We start from the raw sequence: 22,037 nt of genomic DNA, 5'->3' as shown, positions 1-22,037 counted from the left end.
ATGAAATTTTCAAAAACTTTAATTACTGGATTGGTATTGATGGCTGGAGTAAGTGCTTTCGCTCAAAAGAAAGCTGAAAAGTTTGAAAAACTACAGATTGAAATGTTCCCAAAAGCTAAAGAAGGATACAAACAAGTATATATTCAGCTTCCGGTTGCAAAAAATGAAAACGACTTAAAAGTGGAAGTTTTTGTAGGGGCTGAAAAAATGTTAGACTGCAACAACTACTCTTTAATGGGAGAAATGAAAAGTCAGGATCTTCAGGGATGGGGATACAACTATTATGAAGTAGAATCAAAAGGAGAAGCAGCAGGCACATTAATGGCTTGTCTTGATAAAAAACTGTCTAAAAAGTTTGTTACCCTTAAACCGGAAATCGTAAGATACAACAGTAAACTGCCATTGGTATTCTATGTACCAAAAGATATTGAAGTTCGTTACAGAGTGTTAAGACCTGATAACGGGATGAAGAAAGCAGTTCAGAAGTAAAATTTGCAAGCTTATTATAAACAGAAAACTCCTCGCAGCAATGTGGGGAGTTTTCGCTTTTATATGTTTTATGACATTCTACGCAATAGATCGAAAGGTTTTTTGAAGATCTCCATCCTTTTTTAAGATCACAAAGGCGTTTCACTCAGCAATGAGGCAGTAAATATCTTAGCTGAATGAAATGCCTTTGCGCACGAAAATATTTTCTATTCTGTTAAAAAACTTTTGTGACCTCCGCGTTAAAAGAACCAGAGCTTCATAAGCTAAACTCAGGTTAATAATATTTACTCATATTATCTTTTGATTCTTACCTAGGAAGTCTCTTTCATAACGCAATGCTCGCAAAGTTTTTTCTGCAATCTTCATTTTTTTTTAAGACCGCCAAGGCGTTTCACTCAGCAATGAGGCAGTAAATATCTTAGCTGAATGAAATGCCTTTGCGCACGAAAATATTTTCTATTCTGTTAAAAAACTTTTGTGACCTCCGCGTTAAAAGAACCAGAGCTTCATAATCCAAACTCAGGTTAATAATATTTACTCATATTATCTCTTGATTCTTACCTAGGAAGTCTCTTTCATAACGCAATGGTCGCAAAGTTTTTTATGCAATCTTCATTTTTTTAAGACCGCCAAGGCGTTTCACCCAGCAATGAGGCAGTAAATATCTTAGCTGAATGAAATGCCTTTGCGCACGAAGTTATTTTCTATTCTGTTAAAAAACTTTTGTGAGCTCCGCGTTAAAAGAACCAGAGCTTCATAATCCAAACTCAGGTTAATAATATTTACTCATATTATCTCTTGATTCTTACCTAGGAAGTCTCTTTCATAGCGCAATGCTCGCAAAGTTTTTTCTGCAATCTTCATTTTTTTTTAAGACCGCCAAGGCGTTTCACTCAGCAATGAGGCAGTAAATATCTTAGCTGAATGAAATGCCTTTGCGCACGAAAATATTTTCTATTCTGTTAAAAAACTTTTGTGACCTCCGCGTTAAAAGAACCAGAGCTTCATAAGCTAAACTCAGGTTAATAATATTTACTCATATTATCTTTTGATTCTTACCTAGGAAGTCTTTTCCATAACGCAATGCTCGCAAAGTTTTTTCTGCAATCTTCATTTTTTCAAGACCGCCAAGGCGTTTCACCCAGCAATGAGGCAGTAAATATCTTAGCTGAATGAAATGCCTTTGCGCACGAAAATATTTTCTATTCTGTTAAAAAACTTTTGTGACCTCCGCGTTAAAAGAACCAGAGCTTCATAATCCAAACTCAGGTTAATAATATTTACTCATATTATCTTTTGATTCTTACCTAGGAAGTCTCTTTCATAACGCAATGGTCGCAAAGTTTTTTCTGCAATCTTCATTTTTTTTAAGACCGCCAAGGCGTTTCACTCAGCAATGAGGCAGTAAATATCTTAGCTGAATGGAATGCCTTTGCGCACGAAGTTATTTTCAATATAGATTAAACCCTTTTGCGATCTTAGCGTTAAAAGAATCAGAATTTCATTAACCTGAACTCAGATTAATCATAGTATTTACTCTATGCTTTCTTTTGGATATTCCAGTTCGGAGGCTTTAAATGCCTTTGTTTTCTACAAAAAATGACCTTAAGAGGAGAAAGATAAAAGTGGAGTTAAAATTTTTTTCAAAGATTTTTAGTTTTTAATTAACTTTTAAACGGTTTTGATAAGACATTATTGTAAAGACTTTTATACTTAAACACATTTTAAACTTATTTTAAATACATGGTTTTGTTAAATTATCTTTGAGTATTTTAACATTTTTTGCATTATATTTGTTATAAACATAAACCATGAAAAACAATTTATTGATTTTTACGTTTAGTTTTTTTGCTTTTCCTGCTTGGGCACAGTCTGCGCCGGATTTTAAAGAACTTCTGGATAGTGCAATGGTTCGGGACTCGAACCTGAAGATGCAGATTACCCAAAACAAATTTACCGATCTTGATGAACACAAGTTAAAAGATATCTTTCTTCCTACTCTGGAACTAAGTGGTAAGGCCGGTTATCTTAACGGAACAGCAAGACTTACGTCCCCCGAAATTAATCTGGCTCCTTTTATTAATATCGCTGAAGGTGCTTTCAACAATAATTTCAATGTATCCGGATTTTCAGGAGTAGCCAAAGCAGAAGCCAAGATGCTTGTATATTCCGGAGGAAAGGTGAAATATCTGAAAAAAGCCGTTGAGGAAAAGAAGAAATCTGAAGATATTCTGTTAGAAAAATCCAGGGATGAAGTCGTGGCGGGTATTTCCAGAGCTTATGACCAGCTGGCACTGATCCATCAGTCTAAAAAGGTATTGGATGAAAGCAAAAAAAGGCGGGACATCAACAAGAAAACAGCAGATAAAGCATTAGGCTATGGTCTGATTACTCCTTACGACCATAAGAAAATTGAACTGGCTCAGGCTACTTTAAATGCGAAAGTCATAGAATATGAAGGGAAAAAAGAATTACTTCTTACCCAACTTTATATTTTAACGGGAATCAGCAGGGAGCGTTTGAGAATGATAGATCCGGTATTGTCTCCTGTAGAACTTCTTACGGCAGAAAAAGGAATAGAGCAGAGAGCTGAAGTACGTGCTCTTGAACATGGGATTGCTGCTGCAGATTATAAAATAAAGGCAGAAAGAACATGGATGATTCCAAAAGTTCAGCTGATGGCTTCCGCGTACTATATCGGATTGTATGGCAATCACATCAAAAGTTCTGAAAATATAGTTCCTGCCATTCCGATTCTTGGATATGAAGGGAAAAAGTTGGATTGGAGCCCTAATAATGTTAATATTTTTCCTTTAATCACAGCCGGAGTTGGGTTTAAGTGGGAGATTTTTGATGGAAAAGAAGGGAAACATGCTGAAGAAACAGCTAAAGTAGGGAAGGAAGTACTACAGAACCAGAAAGAAGATGCATTGAAAAAATTATCATTAAATCTGGCGAATAACCAAACCAATTATGATATTGCTACCGCACAGATCACTTTAAAAGCTAAAGAAAAAGAACTGGCTAAAAATGCATTGGTACAGGCTGAAAAAGAATTCAGATACGGAATGAGCAAATCATCCCAGCTTATTGATGCAGAAAACGATCTTGAAGCTTCGGAACTGGAATATCAGAATGCCATTTTCAACCAGAGAAGAGCCGGAATAGAACTGATGAGGGCTACTCAGGAACTGGATATTACCAAATTTTATTTAATCCCATAAAAATTTAAATGATGCATAAAAATATAGCTATAGTCTTTGCTTCTCTGTTTTTACTGGGAAGTTGTGATAAGAAAAACGAAAAAATTAAAGAACCTGAGGGGAAAACAAAAAAGGATGTGATCTCTTTTGCTCCAAAGGTAACCGGAAGGATTTTAAAAATATATGTTTCTGAAGGCCAGACTGTAAAAAAGGGAGATACTCTTGCACAGCTTGATGTACCGGAAGTGTCTGCAAAAATTGCCCAGGCTCAGGGAGCCGTAAGTGCTGCAACGGCTCAGGAACAAATGGCTAAAAACGGAGCCACACCGGATCAGCTGAGACAGCTTCAGGCAAAATATAAAGGACTGAAAGAGCAATATGACTTTGCACAGAAGTCTTACAGAAGAGCCAATAATATGTTCCGAGACAGCCTAATGTCACCACAGGCACATGATGAAGTATACGCCAAACTTCAGGGCGCAAAAGCACAATATGATGCTGTAGTGGCAGAGCTGGATGATGTGAACAGAGGAACCCGTTTTGAAAAAGTGGAAATGGCAGCGGGGCAGGCTTCTCAGGCAAAAGGAGCATTACAGGAAGCGAATGTGGCTTACTCAGAGAGATATATCATTGCAACCAATGATATGGAAATTGAAACCATCAGTTTGAATACAGGAGAACTGGCAACCGCAGGATTTGCTTTATTCAACGGATATATTCCCGAAAGTACTTATTTCAGATTTACCGTTCCTGAAAGTGCCATTTCAAAATATAAAAAAGGCCAGAATGTGAATATGCAGATCGTTTACAACAAAGAAAGCCTACAGGGAACAGTTGTTTATATCAAGCAATTGACAAGATATGCCGATATTACTACAGCTTATCCTGATTACCAGTTACAGGATGCCATTTACGAGATTAAAGTAAAACCAACGGATATGAATAAAGCCAAAAGCCTTTTGGTAAATGCGAACGTTATCCTAAAATAATTATGAAACGAAATAAGATGGCAGGCTCAGTACATGGAAGGCTCTGTCTGATTATTTAAAACATTAAAATATACAGATGAAAGAATTTTTCCGTCTTTTAAAACGAGAGTTCAAGCTTTTTTTCAGCAATTCAACCTTAAGAACAGTGTTCTTTGTGGCACCGATCTTTTATGCCACCTTGCTGGGGTTTGTCTACCAAAGCGGAAAAGTTGAAAACACGCCTGTATTAGTTGTAGATAGAGATAATACCCCTTTGTCCAATCAATTAACGGAAATGTTGGATGATAATAAGAGCATTAAGATCATCAAGTATATTCAGGAACCTTTGAGTATAAAGAATGAGGTTATTCGGCATGAAGCAGCTGCAGTGGTGATTATACCATCCCGTTTTGAAGGTGATATGCTTCAGAAAAAATACCCTGAGCTGAACGTTTATATCAACACAGGAAATGTTTTAACGGCTAACTTTGCTTCCAAAGCACTTCAGCTTACCATAGGAACATTTTCTGCCGGAGCATCCATTAAAGCGCTACAAAAAGCCGGAATGCCTGCAGTAAAGGCTGCGACACAATATGAGCCTTTCAAAGCCAATTATATTACTCTTTTCAATACTACCGGAAATTATCTGATCTTTATGTGGCCGGCGATGTTGGCGGTAGTATTGCAACAGGTTATTCTGCTGGCAATGGCGGTAAGTTTTGCGGCAGAATTCCAACGAGGATCTTTTGTAAAAGAATATGTGAAAATGAAGAAGTGGGCATTCCCAACTATGCTGATTAAAGTAATTCCTATTTGGATATCTTCCATACTGATCGTAGGTATTTACTACTTTATGCACATGATCTTCAGGGTTCCGATGCCGGAGGGAATACTTAATTTTATCCTTCTGACAGCTGTTTTTGTAGGCTCGGTATCTTTCTTGGGAGTATTCATCAGTATATTGATTCCGGATGCTTTAAAGGCAACACAGATTCTTATGGTAATTGCCTCTCCCGCTTTTATCATCAGTGGTTTTACATGGCCATTAAGCGCAATGCCGGCATTTGTACAGTTTATCGCGAATATCATCCCATTAACTCCGTTTTTACAGGCTTTTAAAATCCTCTTGATTCAGAAAGGATCTGTAGAATTGACTTTCCCATATCTGAAACATTTAAGTATTCTTTTAGTGGTTTATGCCATCATAGGATGGATTGCTTTAAAGATTAAACTTTGGTTTATTTTCAAAAAAGCGGCTCCACAGGAAATTGCTATGGAAGGAGCCTCTGAAGAGGAAACTGAATAAATTATATTAGTTTGAAAAAGTACAAATACCGAATGATGACAATGGTTTTCATTCGGTATTTGCATTTATACTCTCAAACTTTAAAACCACCTCGCTCCGGAGGAGGGGAATGGTTACACATCAAGTGGTAGTCGAGATAGAATAGCTGTGAAAAAGATAAAACTGACACCAATACTTTCATGCTCTAAAACCCTCAAACTCCCAAACCCAAACCTTGCAACAAAAAAATCTTCCACCATAAAAATCAAACAAAAAAACTGATATATTTGTCTGTAGTAAAAACAGATCGTATATGGAAAATGTATTTGACGCAAAAGACGCTCAAAACTATATTGATAGAATAAACAGACTGGTAGAAGATACACATGGATTGTGGGGGAAAATGACAGTGGATCAGATGTTGGCGCACTGTTGTATTGCTTATGAAATGGTGTATGAACCGGAAAAACATAAAAAACCGGGATCTATTGCGAAATTTATTTTAAAGACTTTTGTGAAATCTAAAGTCGTGGGTGAGAAAGCTTATCCAAGAGATTCTCCTACAGCTCCACAGTTCTTAATATCAGGTAGAAAAAACTTTGAAGAAGAAAAGAGAAGACTGGTTGGTTTTATTCAAAAGACCCAACAACTAGGAGCAGATGCTTTTGATGGTAAAGAATCTTTCTCTTTCGGAAAATTAAAAGCTCAGGAATGGAACAATATGTTTGCAAAACATTTAAATCATCACCTGGCCCAATTCGGAGTTTAAAATCACAATATGAAAAAACTTTTATTGCTCTTCATTCTGGCAACCCAATTTGTGCTGGCGCAGATGCCGGATATTTCAAATACATGGCTGAATAACAGCAAGCCTTATACTGGAACGATTGGAAATAAGGGGCAGCAACTGAAGCTTAAGATTAATATTTCTGAACAGAATAAAAAGAATGATCAAGAGTATTTTGTTTCAGGATATTCTCTTGTGGATACCCATTATGCCAAATTTGAAGGAACCATCACCATTTCAAAATATAAAGATTCTAAAAAACAGGGAACTGTATTTGGAGAATATGAACTGGCTGAAGAGAATAAAGGAAAACATTCCGGAGTTTTTAAAGGGCGGTTCGTTTATAATTTTAAATGGAACAGGAAAACTGAAAAAGTGGAAGGGCAGTATATTGAACTTATCGGTGACTGGAAAAGCTATGACGGAACCCTTATCTTTAAGACCCATCTGAAAAACCAGTAATTCTAAAACAATTTCTCAATATTAAAAAATATGAAACTAGGGGCATTTTCAATCAGCTTAAGTGTAAAAGACCTTCAGAAATCCAAAGATTTTTATGAAAAGCTAGGATTTACAATCATGGCCGGAGCTACAGCGCAAAACTATCTGATTATGAAAAACGGATCTACTTTAATAGGTCTGTTTCAGGCTATGTTTGATGGAAATATGCTGACTTTCAATCCGGGATGGGATGAAAACGCCCAAAATCTTGAATCATTTGAAGATGTACGCGAAATCCAGAAGCGTTTAAAGGAAGGTGGAGTAGAGCTTGATAAAGAAGCTGATGAAACTACTTCAGGACCTGAACATATCTACCTGAAAGATCCGGATGGAAATATGATCCTGATAGATCAACACAGATAAACAGAATTCAAAACAATTAAAACTTAACTAAAAAAACAATCATGGCATCAGTAAACGTTTATTTAACATTCAATGGGAATTGTAGAGAAGCATTCGATTTCTATAAGTCGGTTTTTGGAGGAGAATATCCTTATATCGGAACTTTTGGAGAAATGCCTCCGATGGAAGGAAAAGAACTTCCGGAAGAAGATAAGAACAAAATTATGCACGTTACCCTTCCTATTTCCAAAGAAACTGTACTAATGGGAAGCGATACAGGTGGAGAATGGGCTTCTAACTTTAAAGAAGGAAATAACTTCTCAATCTCTATCAATGCAGAATCTAAAGAAGAAGCAGAGAAATTATTCAATGGTCTTTCTGCAGGCGGACAGGTAACAATGCCATTGGCAGACACTTTCTGGGGTGCCTATTTTGGGATGTTTACCGATAAATTCGGGATCAATTGGATGGTTAATTATGACGATCCTGCAAAAATGCAGCAGCATCCATAAAACTGATTTTAGTCCAAAAAATAATAAAGAAGGGGCTGTCTCAAAAGTCAAATAATTTGGCTTTTGTCATTCTGAAGAAGGAAGAATCTCATTGTTGGTCAGTTGTTTGAGATTCTTCATTACATTGCATTTTATTCAGAATGACACTTTTGAGACAGCCTCTTTTTAGTACCTATCGTAAATTGTTTTTATTGAATAAGATTAGTTCTTTTTAATAATTTTATAGCTTTCTGATTCGGATCTCATGAGGTAAATTCCATCAGGAAGTTCGGTAATATCAATCTTGTTGTCCCCTTTGGCAGCTTCTGTTGTTTTCACAAGTTTTCCGGATTGGTCATATAAAATGATTGTACTGTTTTTCTCCTGGGTTATGTGGAAAATTCCGGAAGAAGGGTTCGGGTATAGACTCGCTTTCTTTTGAAATTGAATTTCAGCAGCTCCTAATGTTGGAGTTTTTGACCACGTAAATGCATCCAGGCACATATATACATAACCACCGGTTGATTGCAGCTGGATCTCGTCAATGATTATATTACTGTAGTTTTGATTATTAAGGTTTGTAAGATCAATCAGTGTAAACCCATTGTAGTTTCCTGTTGTTCCTATTGTAGCGTTGAATGTTGTATTAAAACCGGAGGTTTTGGTAGTGGAAAACTTGATGACTCCGTTTAATTTTCCTGTAATGATTAATGTTCCCGATGAGGTAGATTGGTTTAATGCGGTATTGCTTAAGAATACCCAAAACCTGGAAACCTTAAATGAAGAACTGCTTTTGACACTGAAAGATGGAGCATTGATATTCGTAGTTCCTGTATTATCAATATAAGCATTATCATTGGCAGTTCCGTTCCAGCCTGTATTGGGGTAATTTTTCTGAACCCTAAAAGTACCGGCTTGGGAAACAATGTTAAAAGTATAGCTATTATCGGTAAAGGTTGTGCTGCCATTCACCGCATTTTCAAAAGTCATAGTGCTCGTTTGTGCATGGATGTTTGCCATCTTACTGAGAAAGATAAGAATTGTAAAAAGGATAATTTTTTTCATGATGTAGATTTTTATGGTTAGTGTTTTTAAAATAGTTACAGAATATATCAGGATGTCAGGTGTGTTGTTGATCGCTCTGTGCAGTATCACTTTAAATAATATCCCAAAGTAACGGCGAAATAACAGGTGAAAACAGCGTATTACATTCCGAATTGTAAAACAGGTATAAATACGTGTTTCTGGTTATTCATATTGTTTTATTTTTGAAGAAAATAGAAGAGATTGATACTGTTGAAAATAAAATAAATTTATTTTGAGTATATAATTTGTTTTTTTCATAACTTCATTTTGTACAAAACCTATAACATTTAAAACAAATAACTATGGAATTACCTAAACATGCAGTACTATTGGAAGAAGCCATAAAATGGATTAAGAGATGGCAGTTAAAAGAATTAACTTCAGGGCTTGAAATAAAAGCGCACATGATCCCTAAAAAAGATGTACAAGATATTTTCAGCAAAGATCTAAACGTTGAACATCTTCGTGGCTACAATGCTATTAGCGATGACGGAGTATATAAATTTTTAATGGTTGGAGTAGATGCTAAAGGGAATGATATTGTAGATTATGATAATGGATATTATGTTTATGATATGACGACGCCATGCCCAAGCGTATGCTCAACGGTAATATGGTGGGACCAGTAATCTAAAACTGAAGATCATTGGATCATTGGATTGAAATATTGTCGTTAATTGGAAAAGGCATTCTGCTGATTAATCTGGCAGTATACTGTATAGGCTTTTTCCATTCAGGAAGAGCCTATACGTTTTTTATAAGCTATCTGGCATGGATATTAATCTGTGAAATAGTATTTTATGTGTTAAATTATCAGAGGATCAATAATCTCTTTTTTTCTCATTATTATCTGATTATTCAGTTTTTGTTGCTGGGACTTTTTTTTCATGAAATTTTAACTGAAAAATATCAAAAAAATATAGCACGATTCCTTTTAGTTATGATCCCTTCGGTTCTGATCGTGCAGTATATCATAGATCCGGAGAAATATTATGTATTCAACTTATTTGAAATATTTGTCACTTCCTATTCCCTTATTATTCTGGCATTGTTTCATTTATACAATATACTGGATACTGAAAAGAAATACAACTATATAAGCCTTGGGCTTCTGCTGTATCTGATAAGCAGTACTGTAATATTCCTGTCCGGAAATCTGTATACGGTAATGAATACCACTCTGCACAGAGAAATCTGGGTTTTCAATGTGGTGATGTTTATCGTTTATCAGGTTTTTATTTTTGCCGAGTATTTCTTTTCCCGCAGAAAAAATGTGTAATTACTGTTATGATCTTACAACATGAATGAAAATACAATTATTTCCACTATAGTATATACCTTTTTGGCTTTTACTCTGCTGGCGGTTACGCTGGTCATATTTTACTATTTTTCAAATAAAAAAATAACAAAAAATCTTCTTCAAAAGAAAGAGTTGGAACTCAGGTATGAGAAAGACCTTACCCATGCCATTATAAGCTCTCAGGAAAAAGAACGATTACGGATTGCTCAGGACCTGCATGATGATATCAGTTCAAAATTAAGTGTAGTCTCTTTGAATATCCATCTGCTGGACTTTGAAAATTTAACGAGAGAGGAATATAATGAAATGAAAAATAAAATCATCAATCTGCTAAATACCACCGCAGAAAGTGCCAGGCAGATCTCTCATGACCTTCTTCCTCCGATTCTCGAAAAATTTGGATTGCATGCCGCCATAGATGCATTGTGCTCAGAGATCAACATGTCTAAAACCGTACAGATTTCTTATGCCAATAATCTTTATTTTGCAAAAGCTGAGGACGAAAAAAATTTGCATATCTTTAGGATACTTCAGGAATTGATTAATAATTCTATAAAACACGGGGAAAGTACTCATATTAATATCGTATTTAAAGGAAAGGATGGAAAAAATACATGTATCTATAAGGATAATGGTAAAGGATTTAACCCCAATGAAGACGTTCTGAAAGGAGGATTAGGATTACGGAATATAAGAAGTAGGGTAGAGCTTATCAATGGTACATTGAAGATAGAAAGTGAAAACAGCAAAGGAATTACCGTAGAATTTACATTTTAATTGATTAATAAGATGGAAAAAGATACCATTCGCCTGATGATCGTAGATGATGAAGCACTATTTCGTCAGGGAATTTCATTGTTGATACAGAGAGAAAAAGATATTGTGCTGGTGCGTGATTTCAGCAATGGAAGAGAATTGCTTGATGCATTTGTTACCCTTGAAGAGTTACCGGAGATTATATTGATGGATCTCAATATGCCGGAAATTAACGGAGTGGAAGCCACCAAACAGGTCCATATCAAATACCCTCAGATCAAAATTATAGCCCTCACCAGCTATAATACAAAAGCTTTTATTGTCAATATGATCCAGTCTGGGGCATGTTCTTTTTTGAAAAAAAATTCAAGTCCCTCAGAATTGGTTAATGCCATTAGAGAAGTACATCAAAAAGGATTCTATTATAATATGGAAGTAATGGAAGCTTTACATCAGAACCTGACTGAGCCCAAGAAGAAGGTTTCCAGTATCTTTGATGCCAATCACATTTCTAAAAGAGAGAAAGAAGTACTGGAGTTGATCTGCCAACAGTACAGCACTCCTGAAATTGCAGATCAGCTCTTTATAAGTTCAAGAACCGTAGAAGGACACCGTAATAGCCTCCTTCTGAAGACAGGGTCTAAAAATACAGCTGGTTTGGTAGTCTATGCCATAGAAAGTAAAATGGTAGACACAAATTATCTAAAAGACAGATTCGATTAAATTTTATTGATATTTTCTGATTAAATTAGTTTGTATTTTGAAATAAAAAACTAACCGACAGAAAATAGAAAAGATGGAATTTACAATCGAAGATATTACAACAGCACATCAAAAAGTAAAGAGCGGGGTAGATTTCCCTCAATATATTCAGACTATAAAAAGTCTGGGCGTTGCTCATTATACAACTTATGTTTCTGACGGAAATACAGCCTATTTCAACAGAGATCATCAATCGGTTCATACCGGAAGTAAATATGGTATCCTTATCATTTCTGAAAAAACCAATCTCGACCATTTTAAAACCAGATTAAAACTTCATCAGCAGGGAGGTACAGATTACTATACCTTCTGTAATGATTGCGCAGAAAACGGAATTGAAGGCTGGGTAATGAATCTGGAAGCAATGACCTGTACTTACTTTGATAAAGAAAAAGAAGAAGTCCTGGTAGAACAGATTCCAGCCTAAGATAACTGGGATTTAAGGAAAGAGTCAGATTTAAAGTTGCTTAAAATAAAGCCTAGATCAGATCAATCATAAAAATACCGTTTGCTATTATTGATTTAAATTATTAATTTTGTTAAAACGATAGATAATAGTAATTGATAAACATGAGAAAGGTTTTTACGAAGTTGGCATTCACTGTATTGAGCTTAGGGTCGGTTTTAACATGGGCACAAAAAAATGATCTGGGTGCCTGGTATATGTATTTTGGAAACAATAAGATCAGTAAAAAACTGAACTGGCACAATGAAGTTCAGTACAGAAATTTTGATGCTATTGGAGATCTGGAACAGCTACTGATCCGTACCGGAATTGGATATGATCTGACCGAAAATAATAATAATGTGTTGTTGGGATATGGTTTTATCCTAAGCCAGCCTTATGTAAACGGAGATAAAAAAGAAAATATAGAACACAGAATTTTCCAGCAGTATATTACCAAGCAGAAGTTCGGACGTTTCAATCTTCAGCATCGCTATCGTTTGGAAGAACGTTTCCTGGAAGACGATTTTAGAATGAGATTCCGTTATATGTTAGGATTGAATATTCCGATCACTCAAAAGGAAATGTTGCCGAAAACTTTGTATGCATCTGTATATAATGAGATTTTCCTGCATTTCAATAGCCCTACTTTTGATAGAAACAGAGTCTACGGTGCTTTAGGCTATGTAATTAACAAAAACATGAGAATTGAAGCCGGATATATGAATCAGATTCAGGAAAACAGAAACAGAGGACAAATTCAGATTGGTTTTTATAACAACATACCGTTTACCAAAAACTAATGTTGATTGTTTCTCATGAATGCGCTGATGGAAAAAACTTTTATTTAAAAGATATTGATAAAAAATTAACACAAAAAACGAACACATAATGCATTCAGGAAAAAGATTTGGTGCCCGTGAATTTATCAAATGGACACGCCGCAGTATTTATGCCTTACTTGTATTGGCAGCCATCCCTACCGTTTTATATTTCCTAGGTTGGAAATTCCTTTCCGTACCCTGGCAGCCTATCGCTATCATGGGAACGGCAGTTGCTTTTATCGTAGGATTTAAGAATAATGCCAGCTACAGCAGGCTCTGGGAAGCGAGACAGATTTATGGAGCTATTATCAATGACAGTCGTAGCTTCGGATATATTTTACGAGATTCTCTTGGAGTGAAAGATGCAGGTAAAGTAAAAGAAATGTTCCTTCGTCATTATGCATGGCTTACGGCACTTAGGTTTCAGCTCAGAGAACCAAGAGCCTGGGAAAATATGGGAACAGCCCAGTTTGATGAATACTCCAAAAAATATGATATTCCGGAAAGGCTTTCAAAGCTGGATGATGAACTGAAGAAATATCTTTCAGAAGCAGAACTTCAGTATATTCTTGGCAAAAAGAACAGGGCTACACAATTGATGGCCAGTCAGAGTAAAGAATTGTCTGAAGCGTATGAAAAAGGAGAAATCAATGATTTTCAATGGACTCAGATCAATCAGCAGCTGGTAAAATTTACCGACAGTCAGGGAAAAGCAGAAAGAATTAAAAACTTCCCTTATCCAAGGAATTTTTCATCCATTACAACTTACCTTTTGTTGTTGTTTATTGTATTTGTTCCTTTCGGAATGTTGAAAGAATTTGATAAGCTGGGAGAGGGCTCCATGGTGGAAGGATGGACAATTTGGTTCAATATTCCTTTCTCATTATTGGTGACTTGGTGTTTCCATACACTGGACAGTGTAGGAGAGGCTTCGGTAAACCCTTTTGAAGGAAGTGCCAATGATGTTCCTATTACCCAGATCAGCCGTACCATTGAAATTGATATGAGAGATATGCTGGATGAAACCGATCTTCCACCGGCCATCACTCCAAAAAATAATATTGTACTTTAAATTAAAGATTAAGAAATCGCTGGAGTTAGATTTAGATCTGCGTTATCTGCAAAATCTGCGTGAGATAAAAAAACTTGTAGATTTAGATAAACAGCCATCCACATCAGTTAGATTTTCTAGTCATAAATAGCAAAAAATAATACTTAAAAAAACTAAATCGAAATGATTCACAGTTATGTTATAATATCCATTGTAGTCTTACTGTCTGTAATGATATTAGTAATGATTGGGCAGAAGCTGAAGGTGGCTTATCCTATTTTCCTGGTGATTGCAGGATTACTGATAAGCTTCATTCCGGGAATGCCACGTGTAGAGATAGAGCCCGATCTTGTTTTCCTTATTTTCCTGCCTCCTATCTTGTTTGAAGCCGCATGGTTTACTTCGTGGCAGGATTTTCATAAATGGAGAAAACAGATCTTTTCCATGGCTTTTGGATTGGTGTTTTTAACATCAATTGTCGTAGCTTATCTTTCGTCTTCCATTATTCCGGGACTTACTGTAGCAATGGGGTTCCTGTTGGGTGGAGTAAACTCACCACCCGATGCTGTAGCCGCTACTTCAGTATTGAAACATATGAAAATCCCTAAAAAGATCACCAGTATTCTGGAAGGAGAAAGTTTGATTAATGATGCATCCAGTTTAATTGTCTTTAAATTTGCTCTGGCAGCCGTTATTTCAGGGCAGTTTATCTGGAGAGACGCCATTCAGGATTTCTTTACCATGGCCATTGGCGGAATTGCAATGGGGGTAGCTGTAGGTTTTTTATTTGGGGCGTTACTTAGAATTATCCCAACAAACTCCAATATAGATACGGTCATTACCCTGATTGTTCCTTACATTATGTATGTGGGAGCAGAACATTTCCATTTTTCAGGAGTGTTGGCAGTGGTTGCCGGTGGATTGCTGATGTCTTACAATTCCCATTGCTACCTGAGTCATACCTCAAGAATTCAGTCCGGAAACGTGTGGAGTGTTTTGATATTTCTAATGAATACTATCATTTTTATCCTGATCGGTCTTGAATTACCAATTGTAGTGGAAGGTCTTACGGATTATACCATTTCGGAAGGAATTTTCTATAGTGTAGTTATTGGTGGGGCCATTATTGGAACAAGAATAATGTACAGTTATGCCTTGATGTATTTTCCAAGGGTTTGCTCCAAAGAATTGAGGTTAAAAGTCCCGAAGCCGGACTGGCGTGAACCGTTTATCATCAGTTTTGCCGCAATGAGGGGGGTAGTTTCACTGGCTGCAGCATTGTCAATTCCTGCCTTTTTACCGAATGGAGATGCATTTCCGCACCGAAATATCATTTTATTCGTAACTTTTGTTATTATCCTGATTACCTTAGTTGGACAGGGATTGTTACTTAGTCCGATTCTGAAACTATTGAATATCCAGGATGCAGGAAGCGAATTGCCGGAAGAAAAACAGGAAGTTATCCTAATGCGCAAACTTAAAGAAACAGCTTTGCATAAATTGGATAATGATTTTTCTGAATTGGCGGTGTCTAACAGCCTTGTTCGTCACCAAAAACATAAACTGGAAAACGAAATGATGCTGATGGCAGATAAAGCCCAATGCATGGCCTCTACCGGAGATTATGTAACGGCAATTAATCAGAATAAAGATGTGTTGCGTCAGATCATTCAGGCACAGAGAAATGAATTACATAGAATGAAAAAAGAGAAAATATTTGACGATCATGTGATGAGAACCATTGAAATGCAGCTGGATTTTGATGAAGCAAAAATTACAGGATTCTCTCACTGATGCTATTTAATTTTTACAATAAAGTAAATAGTAAACCACAAAAGTCACAAAAGGATTTAAGCTAAGTCTAAAATTAAAGTTAACTTGCATAAGATTCACCAGGGGAAAATCTACAGATTTTCAAACTTAAGTGCTCTTCTCAATAATAAGAATATTAACTTTAAAATAACTCAAGTGTTCAGATTCTTTTGTGACTTTTGTGGTTAAAGATGATGTAACAATTCATTTAAACTTAATAATATGAATACACCAATCACCATTCAATACAAGATAAATGTTCCAGCTGAAAAAGTTTGGAAAGTATTAACGGATAAAAGTGAAATGAAGTCTTGGTATTTCGATATTCAGGATTTTGAACTGGCAGTAGGAAAGGTATTTAATTTCTACGAACCGGGAGGAGAAAATAAATACCATCACCAAGGTGAAATTCTTGAAATTATTCCCAATCAAACATTGAAATATAGCTGGTATTATCCTGATTTTTCAGACCAAAAAACAACCGTTACATGGGAACTGCAATCCGAAGGTGATGGAACTTTAGTGATGCTAACCCATGAAGATATTGAAAATTTCAAAGATTTGGGAGAAGGCTTTTCAAAAGAAAATTTTACAGGTGGCTGGAATTCAATTCTAGGGCAGAGTCTAAAAGAATATTTAGAAAAATAAAAAAATGGTAGTATTACAGTCTTTTCATATTCAAGACGCGTCGGAATTAATTTCAAACATAAAAGATCAAAGAGCACTCCTTCAGTTTGCCGGTCCGATGTACAGTTTTCCTTTAACGAAAGATCAGCTTGACGGAGATTTATCTGATGAAAACAGAACCCTGTTCAAAATAGTTGATGCAGAGAACCAAAATACAATAGGACACGCCCAGATATTATTAAAAGAGAAAACTTTTCTGTTGGGAAGAATTCTGATCTGGGATGAAAACAACCGTGGAAAAGGCTACGGGAAAAAAGTAATGCAGGAACTCCTGAAATATGGATTTTATCATTTCAACAAAGAATGGGCAGAACTGAATGTATACGATTGGAATATCGGAGCTATTGAATGCTATAAGAAAGTAGGCTTTGCTATTGATCCGGAGGTAAAGAATGAAGTGAAAATTGATGATGAAAACTGGGTTTCAATCAATATGAAAATTCACAGAGACACCTTTGAACTATAGAAATCATGAGCAGATTTACGGGGCTTAGACCCATACTTTGGACTGAAAATCTGGATGAAACCATAGGATTTTATGTTCATATTCTCGGTTTTGAATTGTTAAACAGAAATGATGAATGGCATTGGGCTTCACTTCGAAAAGATAATGTTTACATCATGCTTGCTTTACCTAATGAGCATGAAAATAATGTTGCTGTAGGCTTCTCAGGATCATTTTATTTTAATGTAGATAAAGTGGATGAATTATGGGAAGATCTTAAAACAAAGGCCAAAATCTGCTATGAAATTGAAACTTTTGAATGGAGAATGAGAGAATTTGCGGTATATGATAACAATGGATATATCCTACAATTTAGTGAACCTATGGATAATATTGGCAAGACGGAATAAAATTTGCTATTTTTGGGGAAATATTTAGAAAGTCAATGAAAAAAAATATAATAGCGGGTTTCGCAGCAATTCTATTACTGGCATCTTGTAATAAAGATAAGGAGATTCTTGATACATTAAACACCTATAATCATTCAATGGAAGCAAAAGGATATCATTTTGGTGATAAACTTCAGCTTCCGAAAGAAGTAACGGAAAATGCAGAAAGCGTAACCGTCAGCTTTGGGGATAAAGAAACTACAGACCTTACTATTGATCCTAAGTTTTTTACTTTAGGTGATAACGCGGTTACTTTCAATATCAAAACAAAAGGTGGAGAAGTGCTGAATCAGGATGCAACCATTAATGTTTTTGCAAAAAATCCTGAAAAAAATATTGCATATCAGATTGTAGCAGAATACCCTCACGATCCGAAAAACTTTGTACAGGGATTTCAGGCAGAGGGAAATACCATTTATGAAAGCGATGGTCAGAACGGATCTTCACAAATCCTGAAATATACATTGGGAACAACTACACCACTTGCCTCCACAAAACAGGCTCCAGAGGATTTTTCTGAAGGGAGTACTATTGTTGGTGACAAGGTATACCAGTTGACATGGCAAAGTAAAAAAGGATATATTTATGATAAAAGTTCCCTGAAACTGCTTTCAGAATTTGCTTATCCAAATGTATTGGGTGAAGGTTGGGGACTAACGTACGACGGAAAAAACCTGATCGCATCAGACGGAAGTAAACTTTTATATTTCCTGGATGCTAATGATCCTTCAAAATTGATTAAATATATTGCAGTAGCAGGAAGCACACAGGCATATGATCAACTGAACGAGCTGGAATACCACAACGGATTCCTTTATGCTAACGTATGGCAAAAACCAATCATCTTGAAAATTAATCCTGCAACCGGAGAAGTGGTAGGGACATTCGATTTCACAGAAATTGCAAAACAAAATACCAAAGGAACTGATGATGTTCTGAACGGAATTGCTTTCAAAGGAGAAAATATGTTGGTAACAGGGAAGAACTGGCCGAAGATTTATGAAGTTGTTATTAAATAAGAAAAGTTTCATAACAATTTCTATTCGAATAAAATAAAGATGTAAATTGGTAGCGTTCCGTAAGGAGCGCTATCTTAGTAAAAAGAATTTTGAGATTAATCTATCTGATATCCATTTTCATTTTCTGTTCCTCTGCGGCACAGAACGTTATTCCTTTAGATACTTTAAAGTTGAAGGAAGCCAAAGATATGCTGGCTGACGACTACGGCAACCTGTACATCTATAAAAATAAGGACTTTAGCTTTACCAAATATGATTCTTTAGGGAAACAGATCGGGAAAATGATGCTTACGGTTCCTTATAAAGTGCAAACCGTACAAAATCCTCTGAATGTACCTTTATTTTCTGAAAATGCCCAGGAAATGAAATTTGTGGATCAGAATATGAATGAAATCCAGCGAATTGATTTTAAACAGAAATTTGGATTTATCAGAATGGCTTATGCTGAAGATTTGCAGCAGTTATGGCTACTGGATGACAGTACAAAGCGTTTGATACAATATAATTTCAGAAATGATACCACCATCAATTCATTTCCTTTTGATATCAGTTTCGAGGATCTGATGGATTTGCTGGTATATGAAACTAAAGTATACGTTCTCACCAAAAAACATATCAGAATTTATAATCTGAAGTTCGAAAAACTATTTGAAGCCCCCGTAGATAACGGAAAGCGATTCAGAAGAGAGAATGATAATATTTTAGTTGTCGCCAATAATTCAATTTTAAAATATGTTCCTGAGAAAGGGATGAGTGTTGTTTTTGAGGACCCCGACGCGCAAATTGTGGATAAAAACATCCTTTCTTATTTTGAAATCAAGGGGAACAAGCTTTATCTTTACAGCCTTGAAAACGTAAAGAAAGCCAGACAGCAGAAACAACAGGAAATTGAGCTTCAGACCATAGAGCAGTCTACAGAGAAACCCGTAGAAAATGTTGAAGAGAAGCCCAATGGAGGAGAGAAAGAAAAGAAGTCCTCTGATAATATATTAGAAAAGTTGGTTGAAGAAACTGCCGAAGTTCAATCAGCAGGCTTAGAAAAGCTTATCATTAATCAGTAAATACAAGGAAAAAGAATATTATGCATATTGCAGTTACAGGAAACATTGGAGCAGGAAAAACAACTTTAACCACAATGCTTTCTAAGCATTACGGATGGGATGCACAATTTGAAGACGTAGACCACAATCCTTATCTGGAGGATTTTTATTCGGATATGAGCAAATGGAGCTTTGCACTGCAGGTATATTTTCTGGGAAGCAGATTCCGTCAGGTAAAAGAGATCAGAGAAAGCGGTAAAAACATTATTCAGGATCGTACCATTTATGAAGATGCACACATCTTTGCAGAAAACCTGAATGATATGAATCTTCTTTCAGACAGGGATTTCAGTAATTATTCATCTGTTTTTGATCTGATGAAATCATTTGTTTCTGCTCCGGATCTTTTAATCTATCTGAAATCAGACGTTCCGAATCTGGTAAAGAAAATTTACAAAAGAGGACGAGAATATGAAGCATCCATCAGCATTGAATACCTTTCAAAACTAAATCAGAAATATGAAAAATGGATTTCCAATTACACAGAAGGAAAGCTGTTGATTATTGAAGTAGACGATTTAGATTTCGTTGAAAAACCGGAAGATTTTGGATTGATTCTGGAAAAAATTGAAACAGAATTACACGGATTGTTTTAACAAACTTTTATCAGAACATTAAGACAACGTCCATTGAATTCTTGTTAAATTTGTGATAGACAAGTTTAATTTTTAAAAATAATTAGAAATGTTAGTGAAGGTTTTACATAATGGAAGCTGTTCAAAGTCAAATGCTGTATTAGAGTATCTTGATGAAAACGGGGTGGGTTTTGAGATCATTAATATAATTGAAGATCCACTAAGTATTCTGGAGATTAAAACCGTATTGAAAAAGCTTAATCAGAGCGTTTTTCATATCATTCGGAAGACAGATAAGCTGTATGTTGAAAACTATGCAGACAAAAATTATTCTGAAGAAGAATGGATTAAGATTCTCTCTGAAAATCCTTCCCTAATCCAAAGACCTATTCTGGTAAAAGGCTCAGTAGCCATGCTGGGAAGACCTATTGAAAATGTAAAGTTCTTTATTGAGAAATAATAAATATATATAAAAGTAGCGGCTGTTTCGAAGAAACAGCCGCTACTTTGTTTTTAAATAAAAGGAGATCTAATTTTCGTTCAGTATTCCAATAAAAAGACAGTCAGAAAAATGACTGCCTTTTATTTTTACAATAGAATAACGCCTTCTATTTTTGCTACTTCTTGATAAATATTCACTACCTGGTTCGCGTCTAATACAAATGCATTAATGTTGCAGGCTGTGTATTTTCCATTTTTGCTTTCCCGGTTTCCCAACGTAAATTTAATACCATCAAAAACTTTGTAAATTTCAGTAAGTTTTGACTGATCTGTAGGAATAATAAATTTAAATAAATAATCTTCCGGAAAATCATGATGACCTTCCAGTTTATCCTTTAAAGACTTGTAAAAATCTTCAGGACTTGCGTGTTGATTTCCTTGTAGTATATCCATCTGCAATTCTAATATAATATATAATAAATATAACGAATTTTTTTCTATTTTCCAAATGGCCCTAAAAGGGATTTGGAGTTTTGATGCTCGTAATCTTCGATGATATTGAAGAGCCCGGCTACCAGTTGTTCAGAAGCAAGCTGGCTTAATCCGCCTGCGTTTACTGTATTTTGATTACCACCCAAAAGACTGCCCAGGAAATTACTTCCGGCCAAAGCTGTGTTGATGGTTTTCACAATACCGTATTCGTTCAGTTTTTCATCCACTTTCGGAGCGATAGCCGCAATAAGCTGTTGGGATGTTTTCTCTTTTAGAATCTGCGTAGCGGTAGTTCCTTCAATAATTCTGGTTACATCCTGAGCATTTAAACTGTTTACTGCGCCCTGTAGGATAGGTCTCGAAGTATTTACAGTGTAAGCAGCTGCCTGAGCAATATAATCTCTTTCCTTAGCAACCAATGAAGGGGCAATTTTTTCCAGCATAGAGTTAATTTCCCTAAGCTGTTTCGGAAGAGCCTTATCTACCATATTATTCTGTAAAAAGGCTTCTTTATTGGTGTAAACACCCATTCCTTTATCAATACCATTCAGTAACATTCTCTTAATAATGGAAAGCCCCATGTCCGAAGTGGCAAGCGTTGTACAGGATTGTACAGTGGTGGTAATAACGGCACCGGTCCCCACTATAAGAGCCGCTGCAATGATATATTTTTTCATTGATCTTTTTTTATTGCTTTTTTCAAAAACTGCACCAAAGGTAAATACTA

26 protein-coding genes are annotated in these 22,037 nt (G+C 35.8%); 23 read left to right on the top strand and 3 right to left on the bottom strand.

From position 1 onward, the window contains the following. From eco to CHSO_RS16470, 8 genes are all read left to right on the top strand, one after another. A complete protein-coding gene (gene eco, locus CHSO_RS16505; protein ID WP_045498302.1) occupies positions 1-489 on the top strand; it encodes a serine protease inhibitor ecotin in 489 nt (162 codons plus the stop codon). A 1,811-nt stretch (positions 490-2,300) separates the two neighbouring features. Further along, positions 2,301-3,713 carry a TolC family protein gene (locus CHSO_RS16500; RefSeq protein WP_045498299.1) on the top strand — a complete coding sequence of 471 codons (1,413 nt, stop codon included), beginning with the start codon at positions 2,301-2,303 and terminating at the stop codon, positions 3,711-3,713. Between the two features lie 11 nt (positions 3,714-3,724). Further along, positions 3,725-4,681 carry an HlyD family secretion protein gene (locus CHSO_RS16495; protein ID WP_045498296.1) on the top strand — a complete coding sequence of 319 codons (957 nt, stop codon included), beginning with the start codon at positions 3,725-3,727 and terminating at the stop codon, positions 4,679-4,681. Between the two features lie 76 nt (positions 4,682-4,757). Beyond that, on the top strand, positions 4,758-5,966 hold the full coding sequence (locus CHSO_RS16490; RefSeq protein WP_045498285.1) for an ABC transporter permease: 1,209 nt from the start codon (positions 4,758-4,760) through the stop codon (positions 5,964-5,966). A 292-nt stretch (positions 5,967-6,258) separates the two neighbouring features. Continuing rightward, positions 6,259-6,714, top strand: coding sequence for a DUF1569 domain-containing protein (locus tag CHSO_RS16485; protein ID WP_045498283.1), 456 nt, complete (start codon positions 6,259-6,261; stop codon positions 6,712-6,714). Positions 6,715-6,723: 9 nt separating this feature from the next. After that, positions 6,724-7,194, top strand: coding sequence for a hypothetical protein (locus CHSO_RS16480; RefSeq protein WP_045498281.1), 471 nt, complete (start codon positions 6,724-6,726; stop codon positions 7,192-7,194). 30 nt (positions 7,195-7,224) lie between these two features. After that, positions 7,225-7,596, top strand: a complete 372-nt coding sequence (locus CHSO_RS16475) for a VOC family protein (protein WP_045498267.1) — start codon at positions 7,225-7,227, stop codon at positions 7,594-7,596. Positions 7,597-7,637: 41 nt separating this feature from the next. After that, complete coding sequence (locus tag CHSO_RS16470; RefSeq protein WP_045498264.1) at positions 7,638-8,087, top strand: VOC family protein; 450 nt, start codon at positions 7,638-7,640, stop codon at positions 8,085-8,087. Positions 8,088-8,288: 201 nt separating this feature from the next. On the opposite strand, the gene CHSO_RS16465 is transcribed toward CHSO_RS16470, so the two are convergent. Next, the gene (locus CHSO_RS16465; RefSeq protein ID WP_045498261.1) at positions 8,289-9,131 is read right to left on the bottom strand and encodes a T9SS type A sorting domain-containing protein; all 843 of its coding nucleotides are present in this window, start codon (positions 9,129-9,131) and stop codon (positions 8,289-8,291) included. A 323-nt stretch (positions 9,132-9,454) separates the two neighbouring features. On the opposite strand from CHSO_RS16465, the gene CHSO_RS16460 reads away from it, so the two are divergent. From CHSO_RS16460 to CHSO_RS16390, 15 genes are all read left to right on the top strand, one after another. Then, positions 9,455-9,781 (top strand): hypothetical protein, encoded by a 327-nt coding sequence (locus CHSO_RS16460; RefSeq protein WP_045498258.1) that lies wholly within the window; start codon positions 9,455-9,457, stop codon positions 9,779-9,781. Positions 9,782-9,798: 17 nt separating this feature from the next. Then, complete coding sequence (locus CHSO_RS16455) at positions 9,799-10,431, top strand: hypothetical protein (protein WP_144428945.1); 633 nt, start codon at positions 9,799-9,801, stop codon at positions 10,429-10,431. Between the two features lie 21 nt (positions 10,432-10,452). Further along, complete coding sequence (locus CHSO_RS16450) at positions 10,453-11,229, top strand: sensor histidine kinase (protein ID WP_045498255.1); 777 nt, start codon at positions 10,453-10,455, stop codon at positions 11,227-11,229. A gap of 12 nt (positions 11,230-11,241) precedes the next feature. Beyond that, positions 11,242-11,931: a response regulator transcription factor gene (locus CHSO_RS16445; RefSeq protein ID WP_045498252.1), complete on the top strand. Its 690-nt coding sequence runs from the start codon at positions 11,242-11,244 to the stop codon at positions 11,929-11,931. Positions 11,932-12,004: 73 nt separating this feature from the next. Then, the gene (locus CHSO_RS16440) at positions 12,005-12,397 is read left to right on the top strand and encodes a DUF1398 domain-containing protein (protein ID WP_045498249.1); all 393 of its coding nucleotides are present in this window, start codon (positions 12,005-12,007) and stop codon (positions 12,395-12,397) included. A 143-nt stretch (positions 12,398-12,540) separates the two neighbouring features. Then, positions 12,541-13,218 (top strand): DUF2490 domain-containing protein, encoded by a 678-nt coding sequence (locus CHSO_RS16435; RefSeq protein WP_045498246.1) that lies wholly within the window; start codon positions 12,541-12,543, stop codon positions 13,216-13,218. Between the two features lie 88 nt (positions 13,219-13,306). After that, positions 13,307-14,311 carry a bestrophin family protein gene (locus CHSO_RS16430; protein WP_045498243.1) on the top strand — a complete coding sequence of 335 codons (1,005 nt, stop codon included), beginning with the start codon at positions 13,307-13,309 and terminating at the stop codon, positions 14,309-14,311. 162 nt (positions 14,312-14,473) lie between these two features. After that, positions 14,474-16,084: a Na+/H+ antiporter gene (locus CHSO_RS16425; protein WP_045498241.1), complete on the top strand. Its 1,611-nt coding sequence runs from the start codon at positions 14,474-14,476 to the stop codon at positions 16,082-16,084. A 240-nt stretch (positions 16,085-16,324) separates the two neighbouring features. Further along, on the top strand, positions 16,325-16,750 hold the full coding sequence (locus CHSO_RS16420) for an SRPBCC family protein (protein WP_045498239.1): 426 nt from the start codon (positions 16,325-16,327) through the stop codon (positions 16,748-16,750). A gap of 4 nt (positions 16,751-16,754) precedes the next feature. After that, entirely contained in the window at positions 16,755-17,255 is a 501-nt protein-coding gene (locus CHSO_RS16415; RefSeq protein WP_045498237.1) for a GNAT family N-acetyltransferase, read from the top strand. Between the two features lie 5 nt (positions 17,256-17,260). After that, positions 17,261-17,644 (top strand): VOC family protein, encoded by a 384-nt coding sequence (locus CHSO_RS16410; protein WP_045498235.1) that lies wholly within the window; start codon positions 17,261-17,263, stop codon positions 17,642-17,644. Between the two features lie 35 nt (positions 17,645-17,679). Then, positions 17,680-18,702, top strand: a complete 1,023-nt coding sequence (locus tag CHSO_RS16405; RefSeq protein WP_045498233.1) for a glutaminyl-peptide cyclotransferase — start codon at positions 17,680-17,682, stop codon at positions 18,700-18,702. An 89-nt stretch (positions 18,703-18,791) separates the two neighbouring features. After that, positions 18,792-19,763, top strand: coding sequence for a hypothetical protein (locus tag CHSO_RS16400; RefSeq protein ID WP_045498231.1), 972 nt, complete (start codon positions 18,792-18,794; stop codon positions 19,761-19,763). Positions 19,764-19,783: 20 nt separating this feature from the next. Then, a complete protein-coding gene (locus CHSO_RS16395) occupies positions 19,784-20,398 on the top strand; it encodes a deoxynucleoside kinase (RefSeq protein ID WP_045498229.1) in 615 nt (204 codons plus the stop codon). Positions 20,399-20,486: 88 nt separating this feature from the next. Continuing rightward, on the top strand, positions 20,487-20,837 hold the full coding sequence (locus CHSO_RS16390) for an ArsC/Spx/MgsR family protein (protein ID WP_045498228.1): 351 nt from the start codon (positions 20,487-20,489) through the stop codon (positions 20,835-20,837). A gap of 128 nt (positions 20,838-20,965) precedes the next feature. Here CHSO_RS16390 and CHSO_RS16385 read toward each other — a convergent pair whose 3' ends face one another. Both CHSO_RS16385 and CHSO_RS16380 read right to left on the bottom strand, forming a co-directional pair. Beyond that, positions 20,966-21,271: a DUF493 family protein gene (locus tag CHSO_RS16385; RefSeq protein ID WP_045498227.1), complete on the bottom strand. Its 306-nt coding sequence runs from the start codon at positions 21,269-21,271 to the stop codon at positions 20,966-20,968. A 44-nt stretch (positions 21,272-21,315) separates the two neighbouring features. Then, on the bottom strand, positions 21,316-21,987 hold the full coding sequence (locus CHSO_RS16380; RefSeq protein WP_045498225.1) for a DUF4197 family protein: 672 nt from the start codon (positions 21,985-21,987) through the stop codon (positions 21,316-21,318). Positions 21,988-22,037: the final 50 nt, after the last annotated feature.

The organism is Chryseobacterium sp. StRB126, assembly GCF_000829375.1.
Lineage (GTDB): Bacteria > Bacteroidota > Bacteroidia > Flavobacteriales > Weeksellaceae > Chryseobacterium.
This window is presented reverse-complemented; position numbering and strand designations above follow the sequence as displayed.

Bases quoted from the DNA above. Each gene is read 5' to 3' on its own strand.
- CHSO_RS16475 (WP_045498267.1), top strand. From the start codon at position 7,225: ATGAAACTAGGGGCATTTTCAATCAGCTTAAGTGTAAAAGACCTTCAG.
- CHSO_RS16495 (WP_045498296.1), top strand. From the start codon at position 3,725: ATGCATAAAAATATAGCTATAGTCTTTGCTTCTCTGTTTTTACTGGGA.
- CHSO_RS16450 (WP_045498255.1), top strand. From the start codon at position 10,453: ATGAATGAAAATACAATTATTTCCACTATAGTATATACCTTTTTGGCT.
- CHSO_RS16485 (WP_045498283.1), top strand. From the start codon at position 6,259: ATGGAAAATGTATTTGACGCAAAAGACGCTCAAAACTATATTGATAGA.
- CHSO_RS16420 (WP_045498239.1), top strand. From the start codon at position 16,325: ATGAATACACCAATCACCATTCAATACAAGATAAATGTTCCAGCTGAA.
- CHSO_RS16465 (WP_045498261.1), bottom strand. From the start codon at position 9,131: ATGAAAAAAATTATCCTTTTTACAATTCTTATCTTTCTCAGTAAGATG.
- CHSO_RS16415 (WP_045498237.1), top strand. From the start codon at position 16,755: ATGGTAGTATTACAGTCTTTTCATATTCAAGACGCGTCGGAATTAATT.
- CHSO_RS16405 (WP_045498233.1), top strand. From the start codon at position 17,680: ATGAAAAAAAATATAATAGCGGGTTTCGCAGCAATTCTATTACTGGCA.
- CHSO_RS16395 (WP_045498229.1), top strand. From the start codon at position 19,784: ATGCATATTGCAGTTACAGGAAACATTGGAGCAGGAAAAACAACTTTA.
- CHSO_RS16460 (WP_045498258.1), top strand. From the start codon at position 9,455: ATGGAATTACCTAAACATGCAGTACTATTGGAAGAAGCCATAAAATGG.
- CHSO_RS16440 (WP_045498249.1), top strand. From the start codon at position 12,005: ATGGAATTTACAATCGAAGATATTACAACAGCACATCAAAAAGTAAAG.
- CHSO_RS16500 (WP_045498299.1), top strand. From the start codon at position 2,301: ATGAAAAACAATTTATTGATTTTTACGTTTAGTTTTTTTGCTTTTCCT.
- eco (WP_045498302.1), top strand. From the start codon at position 1: ATGAAATTTTCAAAAACTTTAATTACTGGATTGGTATTGATGGCTGGA.
- CHSO_RS16435 (WP_045498246.1), top strand. From the start codon at position 12,541: ATGAGAAAGGTTTTTACGAAGTTGGCATTCACTGTATTGAGCTTAGGG.
- CHSO_RS16490 (WP_045498285.1), top strand. From the start codon at position 4,758: ATGAAAGAATTTTTCCGTCTTTTAAAACGAGAGTTCAAGCTTTTTTTC.
- CHSO_RS16480 (WP_045498281.1), top strand. From the start codon at position 6,724: ATGAAAAAACTTTTATTGCTCTTCATTCTGGCAACCCAATTTGTGCTG.
- CHSO_RS16410 (WP_045498235.1), top strand. From the start codon at position 17,261: ATGAGCAGATTTACGGGGCTTAGACCCATACTTTGGACTGAAAATCTG.
- CHSO_RS16425 (WP_045498241.1), top strand. From the start codon at position 14,474: ATGATTCACAGTTATGTTATAATATCCATTGTAGTCTTACTGTCTGTA.
- CHSO_RS16380 (WP_045498225.1), bottom strand. From the start codon at position 21,987: ATGAAAAAATATATCATTGCAGCGGCTCTTATAGTGGGGACCGGTGCC.
- CHSO_RS16390 (WP_045498228.1), top strand. From the start codon at position 20,487: ATGTTAGTGAAGGTTTTACATAATGGAAGCTGTTCAAAGTCAAATGCT.
- CHSO_RS16470 (WP_045498264.1), top strand. From the start codon at position 7,638: ATGGCATCAGTAAACGTTTATTTAACATTCAATGGGAATTGTAGAGAA.
- CHSO_RS16430 (WP_045498243.1), top strand. From the start codon at position 13,307: ATGCATTCAGGAAAAAGATTTGGTGCCCGTGAATTTATCAAATGGACA.
- CHSO_RS16445 (WP_045498252.1), top strand. From the start codon at position 11,242: ATGGAAAAAGATACCATTCGCCTGATGATCGTAGATGATGAAGCACTA.
- CHSO_RS16385 (WP_045498227.1), bottom strand. From the start codon at position 21,271: ATGGATATACTACAAGGAAATCAACACGCAAGTCCTGAAGATTTTTAC.